The 13,026-nt window shown below is 66.5% G+C and carries 13 protein-coding genes; 3 read left to right on the forward strand and 10 right to left on the reverse strand.

The window, feature by feature from the left end:
• Nucleotides 1-957: methyl-accepting chemotaxis protein (locus tag P0Y43_RS12600; RefSeq protein ID WP_275637598.1), on the forward strand; the 957-nt coding region annotated here is incomplete at its 5' end.
• 71 nt (nt 958-1,028) lie between these two features.
• Here the strand turns inward: P0Y43_RS12600 and ggt are convergent.
• The 3 genes from ggt to P0Y43_RS12615 form a co-directional block, all read right to left on the reverse strand.
• On the reverse strand, nt 1,029-2,696 hold the full coding sequence (gene ggt, locus P0Y43_RS12605; protein WP_275637599.1) for a gamma-glutamyltransferase: 1,668 nt from the start codon (nt 2,694-2,696) through the stop codon (nt 1,029-1,031).
• 107 nt (nt 2,697-2,803) lie between these two features.
• Nucleotides 2,804-3,700: a LysR family transcriptional regulator gene (locus tag P0Y43_RS12610; protein WP_275637600.1), complete on the reverse strand. Its 897-nt coding sequence runs from the start codon at nt 3,698-3,700 to the stop codon at nt 2,804-2,806.
• 67 nt (nt 3,701-3,767) lie between these two features.
• A complete protein-coding gene (locus P0Y43_RS12615) occupies nt 3,768-4,358 on the reverse strand; it encodes an NAD(P)H-dependent oxidoreductase (protein ID WP_275637601.1) in 591 nt (196 codons plus the stop codon).
• Between the two features lie 198 nt (nt 4,359-4,556).
• On the opposite strand from P0Y43_RS12615, the gene P0Y43_RS12620 reads away from it, so the two are divergent.
• On the forward strand, nt 4,557-4,871 hold the full coding sequence (locus tag P0Y43_RS12620) for a putative quinol monooxygenase (protein ID WP_275637602.1): 315 nt from the start codon (nt 4,557-4,559) through the stop codon (nt 4,869-4,871).
• Here P0Y43_RS12620 and P0Y43_RS12625 read toward each other — a convergent pair.
• The gene (locus P0Y43_RS12625; RefSeq protein WP_275637603.1) at nt 4,861-5,625 is read right to left on the reverse strand and encodes a sulfite exporter TauE/SafE family protein; all 765 of its coding nucleotides are present in this window, start codon (nt 5,623-5,625) and stop codon (nt 4,861-4,863) included. The two genes, P0Y43_RS12620 and P0Y43_RS12625, sit on opposite strands and share 11 nt — an antisense overlap.
• Nucleotides 5,626-5,702: 77 nt before the next feature.
• Here P0Y43_RS12625 and P0Y43_RS12630 point away from each other — a divergent pair, with 77 nt between their 5' ends.
• Nucleotides 5,703-6,593, forward strand: a complete 891-nt coding sequence (locus P0Y43_RS12630; protein WP_275637604.1) for a LysR family transcriptional regulator — start codon at nt 5,703-5,705, stop codon at nt 6,591-6,593.
• A gap of 76 nt (nt 6,594-6,669) precedes the next feature.
• On the opposite strand, the gene P0Y43_RS12635 is transcribed toward P0Y43_RS12630, so the two are convergent.
• The 6 genes from P0Y43_RS12635 to P0Y43_RS12660 form a co-directional block, all read right to left on the reverse strand.
• Nucleotides 6,670-7,962: an OprD family porin gene (locus P0Y43_RS12635; protein ID WP_275637605.1), complete on the reverse strand. Its 1,293-nt coding sequence runs from the start codon at nt 7,960-7,962 to the stop codon at nt 6,670-6,672.
• 141 nt (nt 7,963-8,103) lie between these two features.
• Complete coding sequence (locus P0Y43_RS12640; protein WP_275637606.1) at nt 8,104-9,417, reverse strand: MFS transporter; 1,314 nt, start codon at nt 9,415-9,417, stop codon at nt 8,104-8,106.
• Between the two features lie 216 nt (nt 9,418-9,633).
• The gene (locus tag P0Y43_RS12645; RefSeq protein WP_275637607.1) at nt 9,634-10,275 is read right to left on the reverse strand and encodes an N-carbamoylsarcosine amidohydrolase; all 642 of its coding nucleotides are present in this window, start codon (nt 10,273-10,275) and stop codon (nt 9,634-9,636) included.
• 14 nt (nt 10,276-10,289) lie between these two features.
• Nucleotides 10,290-11,042, reverse strand: coding sequence for a maleate cis-trans isomerase family protein (locus P0Y43_RS12650; protein ID WP_275637608.1), 753 nt, complete (start codon nt 11,040-11,042; stop codon nt 10,290-10,292).
• A 13-nt stretch (nt 11,043-11,055) separates the two neighbouring features.
• Nucleotides 11,056-11,862: an N-formylmaleamate deformylase gene (gene nicD / locus P0Y43_RS12655; protein WP_275637609.1), complete on the reverse strand. Its 807-nt coding sequence runs from the start codon at nt 11,860-11,862 to the stop codon at nt 11,056-11,058.
• Nucleotides 11,859-13,007: an FAD-dependent monooxygenase gene (locus tag P0Y43_RS12660; protein WP_275637610.1), complete on the reverse strand. Its 1,149-nt coding sequence runs from the start codon at nt 13,005-13,007 to the stop codon at nt 11,859-11,861. Before P0Y43_RS12660 ends, nicD begins: the two co-directional genes overlap by 4 nt.
• Between the last annotated feature and the right edge of the window lie 19 nt (nt 13,008-13,026).

Raw genomic sequence — 13,026 nt, forward strand, 5'->3', positions numbered from 1 at the left:
GTGGTGGAGAAGATCGCCAGCGGCGACCTCACCCAGGACCTGCGCGTCACCCGCCGCGACGAGCTGGGCGTGCTGCAGCAAGGCATCGCACGCATGGGCACCACCCTGCGCGACCTGATCACCGGCATCCGCGACGGTGTCACCCAGATCGCCAGCGCCGCCGAGGAGCTCTCGGCGGTCACCGAGCAGACCAGCGCCGGCGCCAACAGCCAGAAGGTCGAGACCGACCAGGTGGCCACCGCCATGCACGAGATGGCCGCCACCGTCCAGGAAGTGGCGCGCAACGCCGAACAGGCTTCGCATGCCGCCACCAACGCCGACGGCGAAGCCCGCGCCGGCGACCGCGTGGTCGGTGAGGCGATCAGCCAGATCGAGCGCCTGGCCGCCGAGGTGCATCGCTCTACCGAGGCGATGAACCTGTTGCAGCAGGAAAGCCAGAAGATCGGCAGCGTGATGGACGTGATCAAGTCGGTCGCCGAGCAGACCAACCTGCTGGCGCTCAACGCCGCCATCGAGGCGGCCCGCGCGGGTGAAGCCGGGCGCGGTTTCGCCGTGGTCGCCGACGAAGTGCGTGGCCTGGCCCAGCGCACGCAGAAGTCCACCGAAGAAATCGAAGGGCTGGTCGCGCGCTTGCAAAGCGGTACCCAGCAAGTGGCCAGCACCATGCTCGGTAGCCAGAGCCTGACCGACAGCAGCGTGGAACTGGCGCGCAAGGCCGGGGTTTCGCTGGGCAATATCACCCGCACGGTGTCTAACATCCAGGCGATGAACCAGCAGATCGCGGCGGCGGCAGAGCAACAGAGCGCGGTCGCCGAGGAAATCAGCCGGGGGATCGTCAGCGTGCGCGACATTTCTGAGCAGACCGCCTCGGCGAGCAACCAGACGGCGGCCTCCAGCGGTGAGCTGGCGCGCTTGGGCGGGCAATTGCAGGCGTTGGTCAGCCGCTTCCGCGTTTAGACGCCGCTGAAAACGACACGGCCCCTGTAGGCGCGGGCTTGCCCCGCGCCTACAGGGGCCGTGTCGTTCGGTTACTTGACGATCATTCCCACCCCGCGCCCACGCGGGTCGGACGCCGTCTCGACCTTTTCACCGGTCACGCGGATGGCCTGGATGTCACCCATTTCCCAACCCTGGTCCTCCAGCACGTAGCCCATCTTCTTCAGGTCATCGGCCACCTGCCCCTTGAGCGGCGCGTAGCTGTCGAAGTAGATGGTGTCCTTGGGCAGCAGTTGGTGATGCACGCGCTGCGCCGCCACGGCCTTCTCCAGCGGCATGCCGAAGTCGTACAGGTTGTTGATGACCTGGAAGATCGAGGTGAAGATCCGCGAACCACCCGGCGTACCGACCACCAGCACCACCTGGCCGTCACGGGTGATCAGGCTCGGGCTCATCGACGACAGCATGCGCTTGCCGGGGGCGATGGCGTTGGCGTCACCGCCGACCACGCCGAAGGCATTGGCCGCGCCGGGCTTGGCGCTGAAGTCGTCCATCTCGTCGTTGAGCAGGAAGCCCGCGCCCTTGACCACCACGCCACTGCCGTAGTCGAGGTTGAGGGTGTAGGTGTTGCTCACCGCGTTGCCTTGCTTGTCGATGATCGAGAAGTGCGTGGTCTGGTGCGGCTCCAGCCCCGGCTTGACCTTGTCGGTCTCGGAGATAGCGTTCGGGTTGACCTGCTCGGCGCGCTTGGCCAGGTAGTCCTTGGCCACCAGCTTGTCGACCGGCACCTGGGTGAAGGCCGGGTCGCCCAGGTAGTCGGCACGGTCGGCGAACACGCGCTTCTCGATTTCGGCCAGCAGGTGGATGTACTTGGCCGAGTTGTGCGCCACCCCCTTGAAATCGGCCGCGCGGTTTTCCTTGATGCCCAGCAGTTGGGTCAGGGCCACGCCGCCAGAGCTTGGCGGCGGCGCGGTGTAGACCACGTTGCCGCGCCAGTCGATGGCGATCGGGTCGCGCCACACAGCCTTGTAGTCCTTGAGGTCGTCCTTGGTGATCAGGCCCTTGTCGGCCTGCATCTGCGCCACCAGCAGGTCGGCGGTCTTGCCCTGGTAGAACTCGCTCACGCCCTTGTCGGCGATGCGCTCGAGGGTCTGCGCCAGTTCCGGCTGCTTGAACAGCTCGCCGACCTTCATGCTGCCGAAGTAGTCATTGAAGTTGGTGGCGGTCTTGAACAGGCCCTGGGCGTCGTCGCGGTACTGGTACTGCTTCTGGGCGATCTTGAAGCCGTTCTGCGCGTAGCCGATGGCCGGGGTCAACAGCTCGCTCCACTTGAGCTTGCCGAACTTCTGATGCGCCTCCCACAGCCCCATCACCGTACCCGGCACACCGGCGGCGCGGGCGCCGACCAGGCTGAGGTTCTCGATCACCTCGCCCTTGTCGTCCAGGTACATGGTCTTGGTCGCAGCCTTGGGGGCCACTTCGCGGTAGTCGAGGAAATACGGCTTGCCGTCGACGAACAGGGTCATGAAACCACCGCCGCCGATGTTGCCGGCCTCAGGGTAGGTGACGGCCAGGGTGAAGGCGGTGGCGACCGCGGCATCCACCGCGTTGCCGCCCTTCTTCAGGATATCGGCGGCCACCTGTGCGCCATACTGATCAGGGGCGGCCACCGCGCCCCCCTCGAGGGTGGCGGCGAATGCCGACGAAGCGCTCAGGATCGCGGCCGCCAGGGCCGCCGACTGGAACAGGACGATACGCATGGACACTTCCTTGGTGTTGTTTTTGTCGAGCACCCATTAAAGGACGAAGGGCTTGGACTAAGCAAACACCCCGACGCAATCTGTTGGCTGTGTCGCAGACAGACAACTCAGACGGCGTACATCGACAGCTTGCGCTGGATGAAGTCGAGGAAGCACTGGATGCGCAACGCCAGCTGGGTGTTGCGGTAGTACACCGCGTGGATCGGCTGGCGGTAGCCGTTGTTGGCGTCACCCAGCAGTACCTGCAGGCGCCCGGCGCGGATGTCTTCGTGGGTCATGAAGTGCGACAGGCTGACGATACCCTCGCCGGCCAGCGCCAGCTGGCGCAGGGTTTCGCCGCTGGAGGCGATCAACGCTGGGCGGATCGGCCAGCGGTCGCCGTGGGCGTGGCGCAGCGGCCACTGGTTGAGCACCTCGGGGGCGCTGAAGCCGAGCAAGACATGGGCGTTGAGGTCCTCGACCTGCTGCGGTACGCCGTGACGCGCCAGGTAGGCGGGGCTGGCGAGAATCTGCACCGGGCTGCAGCCCAGGTGGCGGGCGTGCAGGCTGGAGTCGGCCAGCTCGCCGATGCGAATGGCCACGTCGGTGCTTTGCTCGAGCAGGTCGATGATCAGGTCGTCGGTGTTGAGTTCCAGCTCGATCTGCGGGTACTGCGCGCGGAACTCGCCGATCCACGGCAGGATGGCGTGCAACATGAAGGGTGCGGCGGCGTTGATGCGCAGGCGCCCGGACGGGGTCTGGCGGTTCATCGACAGGCGCTCTTCCATGTCGTCCATCTGTTCGAGGATGACCCGCGCGCGTTCGAGGAAGAAGCGCCCTTCCTCGGTCAGGTCCATGCGCCGCGTCGTGCGGTTGACCAGCGTGGTGCCGAGCTTGGCCTCCAGGCGCGACAGCGTGCGGCTGACGGCCGATGGGGTCTGGCCCATCTGCTCGGCGGCGGCGGAGATCGAGCCACAGTCGATCACGGCGACGAATACCTGGAGTTCTTCGGAGCGGGTTTTCACGCGGGGCGGCCTATGCGGGGATGAAGGAGCAAGCGTAGCTCTTTGCCTGCCATCGCGGGACCACAGCTTACGCAGCCTTGCCGAACACCTGGTCCAGGTGCGCTTCATACGCCGCCACCGCCGCCTGCACGTCCGGGCGCTTCATCACATCGGTCGCCAGGAAGGTCGGCAGGCCGGTCATGCCGAGGAACTGGTTGGCCTTGTGGAACGGGAAGTACACCGCATCCACGCCCTTGCCTTCGAAGAAGTCGCTCGGGTCGTCGAAGGCTTGCTGCGGCGCGTTCCAGGTGGCCGAGATCATGTACTGCTTGCCCTGGATCAGGCCGCCGCTGCCGTACTTCTGCGAGGCATCCGAGCGGGTGCGGCCGTCGTTGGCGTACAGGCTGCCGTGGCCGGCGGTGAACACTTCGTCCAGGTACTGCTTGACGGTCCACGGCGCGCCCATCCACCAACCGGGCATCTGGTAGATGACCACGTCGGCCCAGAGGAACTTCTGCACCTCTTCCTGGGCGTCGTAACCGCCGTCGATGAAGGTTTGCTTCACGTCGAAGCCAGCGCGGTCCAGGTGCGCCAGGGCGGCGTCGTGCAGGGTCTGGTTCAGGCGGCCTTCGGAATGGGCGAACTGCTTGCCACCGTTGAGCAGGAGAATCTTCTTCATGGGGAGCCTCGTGAGTCTGGGTCGATCCGAGGCGAGCCCGCCTGCCGATCGAGTCAAAAGTGATGGCGGCAGGTTAGGCACTCGCGGGCAGTGGAAAAAGCGCCTCGCAGGCAAAATACCTTTGCCTGCAAATCATGAATACTTGCGAGATTGTTGCCCTAGAATCGTCCTACTTTTGACCCAGCAGAGGCCCCGTCCATGAGCGAGCAACACGCCTTCATCCTCAAAGCCAAGACCCGCCCGGAGAAGGCCGAAGCCTTCGAGCAACTGTTCCGCGCCTATGTCGAGCCGAGCCGCCGCGAGCCCGGCTGCATCGAGTACCACATGCTGCGCGACAAGCAGGACCCGACCCTGTTCGTGTTCTACGAGGTGTGGGCCGACCAGGCCGCGCTGGACGTGCATTCGTCGCTGCCGCACATGCGCGAATTCTTCGAGAAGCGCATGGACTATCTGGAGCGCGACTTCGACATCCAGGCCATCGAGATGCTCAGCGCCTCCTCCGCTAACCGTTGAGCGACAGGTGAGCGCCTAGCAGCGCCAGCCCGACGAAGAAGCAGCGCTTGAACAGCACCGCGCTGATGCGCTGGCGCAACCATTGGCCAGCGAACATGCCCAGCAGCGCGGGCGCCAGCATCAGCAACGAGGCCCCCAGGGCCTGGCCGCCGAGCGCGCCCTGCCCGGCCAGACCTACGGCCAGGGCCAGGGTGGAGACGGTGAATGACAGGCCCAGCGCCTGGACCATCTCGTCCCGACTCAGCCCCAGCCCTTGCAGGTAGGGCACCGCCGGCATCACGAAGACCCCGGTGGCAGCGGTCACCACGCCGGTGAGCAGGCCGCACAGCGGGCCGAGCCACGCTTCTCGTTGCGCGGGCACTCGCAGCCCCCGCCCCACCAGCCCATACAGCGCATAGGCCAGCAGCGCCGCGCCCAATGCATGGGCGGCCCACCGCCCGCTGTCGATGCCCAGCCAGGCGCTGCCGAGCAAGGTGCCGAGGAAGATCATCGCCAACATGCCGCCCAGGCGCCGCAGCAACGCCAGCAGGTGCCCGCCCGACGCCAGTTGCCAGAGATTGGTCAGGGTCGATGGCACGATCAGCAGCGCCGCAGCCTGCGCCGGTGGCATAGCCAGGCCGAGCAGGCCCATGGCGATGGTCGGCAGGCCGAGGCCAATGACGCCCTTGACCGTGCCGGCCAGCAAAAAAGTGATCACCACCAGCAACGACAATGCCGGGCCCATGTTCTGGTACAACGCGATAAAGGTCTCCATCGCGCCATCTTGCCGCCCCGCCGCTGGGCCGAAAATCTGCCATATACTCAGCCAGACTCTTGCCAGGATAGAGGCTGATGCATTTCGACCTGACCGACCTCACCCTGTTCCGCCACACCCTGGAGTGCGGCAACATCACCGCCGGCGCCCGCCGCAGCCACCTGTCGCTGCCGGCGGCCAGCGCACGCATCCGGGCGATGGAGGCGTCGCTGGGCATCGCGCTGCTGGAACGCAACCGCCGTGGTGTGCAGCCGACGCCTGCGGGCCAGGCGCTGTTGCAGCACGCGCGGCTGATCGGCCAGCAGGTCGAACGCCTGCAATTCGACCTGGCCCAATACGCCCAGGGCCAACAGGGCCAGGTGCGCTTGCTGTGCAACACGGCGGCGCTGACCGAGTACCTGCCCGAGTTGCTGGCAGGCTACCTGGCCGCGCACCCGGCGGTGAGCGTCGATGTGCAGGAGCTGCCGAGCCTGCGCATCGTGCAGTCGATCGGCCAGGGCATGGCGGATATCGGCATCATCTCCAGCGCCGCGCCCAGTGAGCATCTGCAGGTCAGGCCGTTTCGCGACGACCCGCTGGTGCTGGTGATGCCGGTCGACCACGCCTTGGCCGGGCAGGCGGCGCCGCGCTTCGTCGACAGCCTGGCGCATGGGTATGTGGGGTTGGGGGCGAGCAGCGCGCTGGCGTTGCACCTGGAGGAACAGGCGCTGCGCTCGGGGCGGCGGATGCAGGTGCGGGTGCGGGCCGAGGGGTTCGATGGAGTGATTCGCATGGTCGCGGGAGGCGCGGGGGTGGGGGTGGTGCCGCTGGCGTCGGTCAGGCGCTGGGAAGGCACACTGGCATTGCGCTGGGTGGCGCTGGAAGAGCAGTGGGCGCGGCGCAGGTTGCTGGTGTGCGCCCGTGATTTCGCGGGGTTGCCGGGGTATGCGGGGGCGTTGGTGGCGTGGTTGGGGGCGGGTTCCCGCTAAGGCGCTGCCGGCCCTGTCGCGGGGCAAGCCCGCCCCTTGCAGGAGCGGGCTTGCCCCGCGATGAGGCCGCACAGACTCAGAACAGCTTGATCGTATAACTCAGGATCAACCGGTTCTCATCGATATCGGTACGGTAATTGGACCGCGCGATGACGTTGCGGATACGCACCCCAACCCCCGCCAGCGGCCCGCTCTGCACCACGTAGGCCAGGTCCAGGTCACGCTCCCAATCGCGCCCCTCGAAGCCCAGCCCGGTATCCACGTCCCGCCCTTTCACGTAACGCACGGTCGAGGTCAGCCCAGGGATCCCCAGCGCGACGAAGTTGTAGTCATGCCGCACCTGCCACGACCGCTCTCCAGGCGCGGCGAACTCGTAGGTCGGCAGGGTGTTGCCCAGCGGGTTGGTGTTGGCGCCGACCTGGATGAAGCCATCCTCGCCACCGATCTGCTGGTAGCCCACGTAGAACGTGTGCCCACCGTGCTTGGCCGAAAACAGGCTGTAGAACGCGCTGTTGTCGTAGTCCCCGGCGATCTTGCGGCCATCCTCGCGCGCCTCGAAGTAACCGGTGTTGACCCCCAGCGTCCAGTCCCCCACCGGCTCGGCATGCTTGAGGTTGTAGAAGCGCTGCTGGTAGATGTCCTCCAACTGCGCCTGCCACACCGCCACACTGGTGCGGTTGTCGTTGAACGCATACTCGGCGCCGGCGTAGTTGAAACGGTCGCTGGTGAAGCGCGCCAGGCGTTGCGGGTTGATCGGGTCGTTGACCAGCGCGTACATCTCCTGGCCGTTGGACGAGTCACGCAGCCGCGTGGAGCGGAACTGGCCGGCGTTCAGGGTCAGCCCCGGCAACTCGCGGGACTCGAGCATCGCCCCCTGGTAGGTCGGCGGCAACAAGCGCAGGTCGCTGAAAGTCAGCACCGGCAGGTTGGGCATCAGCTCGCCGATCTTCAGCTCGGTCTTCGACACCTTGAACTTGATCGCCCCGCCCAGGCGGCTGTATTCGTCCGCCGACTCGCCGTCGGCGTGGGTCGGCAACAGGCCGGACCTGGCCCGGTCGCGGCTGCTGTCGAGCTTGATGCCGAGCAGGCCGATCACGTCGACCCCGACACCCACGGTGCCCTGGGTATAGCCGGAACTGGCATTGAGGATGAAGCCCTGGGCCCACTCCTCGGTCTTGGACTGCAGGTTCGCCCCGCGAATGTCTGAATAGTCGCGGCTGAAGTAGTAGTTGCGCGCCTGCAAGGTGGCGCGGGCGCCTTCGATGAAACCGGCCTCCTCGGCCTGTGCCTCGCCGCACAGGGCCGCGGCGAAGCAGCCGCCGGCGAGATAAGCGACCGAGTTGAAACGCTGATGGATGAGCACGTTCATGTCACTGTTCCTGGAATGAGGGCAACAGCGATCCGTCGCGGGGGCCTTGGGCCATCCACGGGGCGGATTGCGGTTGAAAAGGGATCGGCAAGCGGGCACCAGGCCCGCCTGCGCTGCCGTTGCGAACGCCGGGTCGAGCGCTTAGCGGTTGACCAACTTGGCCGGCAGGGCGATCACCAGGAAGCAGCTAAGAATCAAACAGCCGGCAAACGCCCACAGTGCCGCGTGGGAAGTGCCGGTGAGGTCGGTCACCAGGCCCATCAGCGAGTTGCTCACCAGGCCCGCGATGTTGGCCAGCGAGCAGGCCAGGGCGAAACCAGTGGCTGCGGCGGTGCCCTTGAGGAAGGTCGCCGGCAGGCTGAAGAACACCGGCACCGCGCCGATGATCGCCGCCGAGGCGATGGCGAACAGGGTCACGGTCATCACCAGGTTCTGGCTGAACAGGGTGCTGGTGGCCATGGCGATGGCGCCGATGATGAACGGCACGATGATGTGCCAGCGGCGCTCACGATGACGGTCGGAGCTGGCGCCGATCATCAGCATGCCGAGCAGCGCGGCCAGGCTCGGGATGGCGGTGAGCAGGCCGATGTGGAAGGTGTCGGTGACGCCCGCGTCGCGGATGAAGGTCGGCATCCAGAAGCCCATGGCGTAGGCGCTGAGCAGGATCGAGAAGTCGATGCCGCCGAGCATCCACACCTTCAGGTTGAAGAAGCCGTCGCGGAAGCTGTGCTTGCTGCCCTTGCCCTCGGCGTCATCGGCGGCCAGGTCGCTGGCCAGTTGCGCCTTGTCGTCGTCGTTCAGCCACTTGGCCTGCTCGAAGCGGTTGGGCAGTACCCAGAAGGTCAGGATGCCGAGCAGCACGCTGGGGATGGCCTCCAGCAGGAACAGCCACTGCCAGCCGTGCAGGCCATGGACCTGGTCGAAGTGGCTCATGATCCAGCCGGAGATCGGCCCGCCGATCACGCTCGACAGTGGCAAGCCGATCATGAACAGGGCGATGATCCGCCCGCGCCGGTAGGTCGGGTACCACATGGTCAGGTAGTACAGCACGCCCGGCAGGAAGCCCGCCTCGGCGGCGCCGAGCAGAAAGCGCAGGACGTAGAACTGGGTGGTGCTGGTGACGAACATGGTGCAGGCCGACAGCAGGCCCCAGGTGATCATGATGCGGGCGATCCAGATCTTCGCCCCGACCCGCTCGAGGATCAGGTTGCTCGGCACCTCGAAGATGATGTAGCCGACGAAGAACAGCCCGGCGCCCAGGCCGTAGGCCGCGGTGCTGAACTGCAGGTCTTCGAGCATCTGCAACTTGGCGAAACCGACGTTGATGCGGTCGAGGTACGCGGCGAGGTAGCAGAAGCACAGGAACGGGATGAGCCTCCATGTGATCTTGCGGTAGAGCTCTTGTGTGCCTTGGTCGGCGGCGCTTTGGACCGTGGTTGCGTTCGCAATTGGCATTGGTTGTCTCCTGGCGGCGACTTTGTGGTTGTTTTTTAGGCCAGCAGTGTTCGACGCTCAAGAAGCGCCGCTCACTAAGGGCGGCTTTCTAGGCAGCGTCACAAGACCCCGAGCGCTCCTGCGGGGTAACCGCCCGAACCGCGGGCGGCGTGGAACGGGCTTCCCGCGCCGTTCCTCGATAGTTATGGGGTGAACGTCCTGTTCGGTGCGCCGGGCTCAGTCGGCCAGGCGCACCAGGTGCTGCATGGCTTCCTGCCGGCTGACGACATCGCCGTACTTGCTGTCGATGTCGAACAGGTTGGCTTCGTGGGGGGCCGGGTGGCGATCGCCCACGCATTCACGCACCACGATGGTGCGGAATCCGTGCTGCACGGCGTCCACCGCGCTGGCGCGAATGCAGCCGCTGGTCGAGCAGCCGGCCAATACCACGGTGTCGACACCTTGGGCATGCAGCAGCGAGGCCAGGCTGGTGCCGAAGAAGGCGCTGGCGTACTGCTTGCTGATCACCGTCTCGTCGGCGCGCGGCGCCACAGCGGCACAGAACGCCGCCAGCGGGTTGCCTTCGACCATGTCCTTCATCACCGGCGCCTTGCGCACCCAGATACCGCCGTCGGCGAAGTGCCCGGGCTGGTAGCGGATGTTGGTGTGCACCACTAGGGTACCGCTTTCGCGGGCCTGCGCCAGCAGGCCGCTGGCCTGCTCGACCGCCGACACCACACCTTCGGCGTAGAGCGGCGCGCCGGGGGTGGTGTAGCCCTGCATGAAGTCGATCATCAGCAGGGCCGGCTTGCGGCCGAAGCCGATGCGCTGGCCCCACACGCCCTGGTAGTTGTCGCTGGCGCTCTGTGCGTCGCTCATGTTCGCCTCCGCTTTCAGTAGGCGCCCGACAGCAGGGCGCCGGCGCCGGGGACCACCGGTTCCAGGTCCAGCGCCTTGAGCATGGCGTAGGTGGTGGCGATGGCCGCGGTGACCACCGGCTTGCCGGTTTGCGCCTCGACCTTGGCGACCGCCGGCAGCGACTGCATCTGCACGCAGGCCGAAAGCACCACCACGTCGACACCTTCGAGGTCCATGCCGGCGACGATGCCAGGCAGGTTGGCCGGGTCATGGCGGGCCACGGCGAGGTTGTCGGGGATTTCCAGCGCGCGCCAGTCCTGCACCTCGAAACCTTCCTCGCGGATGTAGTTCACCACCAGCTCCGTGAGCGGCTTCATGTACGGGGCGACGATGGCGATGCGCTTGGCCTTCATCACGTGCAGGGCCTCGACCAGCGCACCGGCACTGGTGATCACCGGGGCCAGGGCATCGTTGTCGGCGGTGGCCTGCTTGAGGCGCTTTTCCGATTGGCGGTGGTAGCCCAGCCCCATGGCCATGATCGCCACCAGGCAGGCGTAGCCGAGCACGTCGACCTTGGCGTCGGACAGCTCGACCGCGCAGCGGTCGGACTCGGCATCCATCGCCGCCAGTTCTTCCTTCTTCACCTGCTTCATGCGCATGCGCGCGGAGTGGAAAGTGAAGCGCTCGGGGCGGATGGCCTGGCGCGCGGTGAGCATCGCCGGGATCTCGGTTTCCATGGTGGTGTTCGAGCTCGGCACGATCTGGCCGATGCGGTACAGCTTGGTCATGTGAGGTGCTCCTTCAGACGAGGGGGTGGCCGAGGAAATCGCCGAACGCGGCGAAGAAACCTTCGAGGTCATCCCAGGGAATCATGTGGCCGGCGGCGTCGACGTGAACGACCTGGATGTCCGGCTTGAGCTCGCGGATCTCGGCCACGTCCTGTGCCTGGATCACGCCACCGCGCCCGGCCACCATCAGCAACGCCGGCTGGCGCACGGCGGGGAGGTACTGGTGGATGTCCACGCTGTGGAAATCGTCGAACGCGCGCACGATGGCCGGCTCGTAGCAGGTGTGCAGCCACTCGGCGCGCAGCTGCAGTTGCTCATCGGTCCAGGTGGCGCAGAAGGCGCGCATCTGCTCGCCGGTCATGCCGAGCGTGGCCTGGCGGATCGAGTCGACGTACCACGGCAGCTTGCTCGGGTACTCGCGCCGGCCCGGCCCGGACACCGGCGGGTCGACCAGCACCAGGCGTTGCAGGCCGGGCGCGCCCTGGGCGGCGGCGCGGATGGCGAAGCGCGCGCCCATCGAGTGGCCGACCAGGTGGTAGCTGGCCAGGCCCAGGGCCTGAGCGAACGCCGGGATGTCCGCGGCGCAGGCGTCGGTGCCGTAATCCAGCGCGGGGCCGCTGGACGACAGGCCGCGGCCGCGCACGTCCAGCACGTAGGTGTCGAAGTGGCGGCCCAGGCGCTCGGCGACGAAGCCCCAGGTGATCGCCGGGCTGGTGATGCCGGGCACCAGGATCAGCGCCGGGCCCTGACCGCCGTAGCGCAGGTAGTGCTGGCGGATGCCGTTGGCGCTGACATTGCCACCCTCGACGAAGGTGCTCATGCCGCCTCCCCGCTTTGCAGTTCCTGGCCGTAGAGGTCGTAGCCGTAGACCCACGCCGGGTCTTCCTGGGTGTAGAGGAAGGTGTTGGCGTTGGACACCGCCTGCACGCGCGAGGCGCGTTCCTTGCGGTTGGCTTCGTACAGGGCGAAGGCGGTGCGGTGGTCGGACAGCCCGGTCTCTTGCAGGCAGCGGGTCAGCATCGCCGCGTCCTCGATGGCCATGCACGCGCCCTGGGCCATGTGCGGCTTCATCGGGTGGCAGGCATCGCCCAGCAGCACCAGGCGGCCACGGCTCCACAACGGCAGCGGGTTGCGGTTGCGCAGCGGCCACTTGGTGATCGATTCGGTGGCGTGGATGAGCTTCTGCACGGTGGGGTGGTAGCCCTCGAAGGCCGCCAGCATCTCTTCCTGGTTGCTGTCGACGAACGGGCCCTGGAAGTCCCAGGCCTCATGCGGCACGCCGGTGACGAAGTAGTACTCGTCGCGCTTGCCGGTGGTGTAGTAGACCATCATGTGGCGGTCGTCGGTCCACCACTTCACGCAGTCCTCGAACACATCGGCGTGCTGCTTGAGCTTGTCGCCGCGGATCAGTGCGCGGTGAGCGACCCAGCCGCTGTAGATCGGCGCTTCGACGCCCAGCAGTTCTTCGCGGATCTTCGAATGAATGCCATCGGCGCCGATGACGATGTCGGCCACGGTGTGGGTGCCGTCGGCGAAGTCCAGGCGCACCTGGTCGCCCTCGTCGACGATCTTCGCCAGGCGCTTGCCGAAGTGCACGGTGCCCGGCTTGATCGCCTCGATCTGCAGGGCGTGCAGGTCGCCACGGTGGATGGTGATGTACGAGGCGCCGTACTCGCGGCGGGCGAACTCACCCAGCGGGATGCGCGACAGGTAGTCGCCGGTCTTGCCATCGCGGCTGAACCAGAAGTCCGGGTGCGAGCTCATCAGCTCCAGCTTCTGCTCAAGGCCCATGCGCCGGAAGATCTTCATCACGTTCGGGCCGATGTGGATGCCCGCGCCCAGTCGGTCGAACGCCGGAGCCTGCTCGAAGACTTCGACGTCGAAGCCTGCCTGTTGCAACAACGTCGCGGCGGCCGCGCCACCCAACCCTGCACCGACGATCGCGATTTTCTGCCTACCCCGCATGGGTATGTCTCCTCTTGTT

The organism is Pseudomonas entomophila (assembly GCF_029193575.1).
GTDB lineage: Bacteria > Pseudomonadota > Gammaproteobacteria > Pseudomonadales > Pseudomonadaceae > Aquipseudomonas > Aquipseudomonas entomophila_G.

Bases quoted from the DNA above. Each gene is read 5' to 3' on its own strand.
- ggt (WP_275637599.1), bottom strand. From the start codon at position 2,696: ATGCGTATCGTCCTGTTCCAGTCGGCGGCCCTGGCGGCCGCGATCCTG.
- P0Y43_RS12615 (WP_275637601.1), bottom strand. From the start codon at position 4,358: ATGAAGAAGATTCTCCTGCTCAACGGTGGCAAGCAGTTCGCCCATTCC.
- P0Y43_RS12620 (WP_275637602.1), top strand. From the start codon at position 4,557: ATGAGCGAGCAACACGCCTTCATCCTCAAAGCCAAGACCCGCCCGGAG.
- P0Y43_RS12625 (WP_275637603.1), bottom strand. From the start codon at position 5,625: ATGGAGACCTTTATCGCGTTGTACCAGAACATGGGCCCGGCATTGTCG.
- P0Y43_RS12630 (WP_275637604.1), top strand. From the start codon at position 5,703: ATGCATTTCGACCTGACCGACCTCACCCTGTTCCGCCACACCCTGGAG.
- P0Y43_RS12635 (WP_275637605.1), bottom strand. From the start codon at position 7,962: ATGAACGTGCTCATCCATCAGCGTTTCAACTCGGTCGCTTATCTCGCC.
- P0Y43_RS12640 (WP_275637606.1), bottom strand. From the start codon at position 9,417: ATGCCAATTGCGAACGCAACCACGGTCCAAAGCGCCGCCGACCAAGGC.
- P0Y43_RS12645 (WP_275637607.1), bottom strand. From the start codon at position 10,275: ATGAGCGACGCACAGAGCGCCAGCGACAACTACCAGGGCGTGTGGGGC.
- P0Y43_RS12650 (WP_275637608.1), bottom strand. From the start codon at position 11,042: ATGACCAAGCTGTACCGCATCGGCCAGATCGTGCCGAGCTCGAACACC.
- nicD (WP_275637609.1), bottom strand. From the start codon at position 11,862: ATGAGCACCTTCGTCGAGGGTGGCAATGTCAGCGCCAACGGCATCCGC.
- P0Y43_RS12660 (WP_275637610.1), bottom strand. From the start codon at position 13,007: ATGCGGGGTAGGCAGAAAATCGCGATCGTCGGTGCAGGGTTGGGTGGC.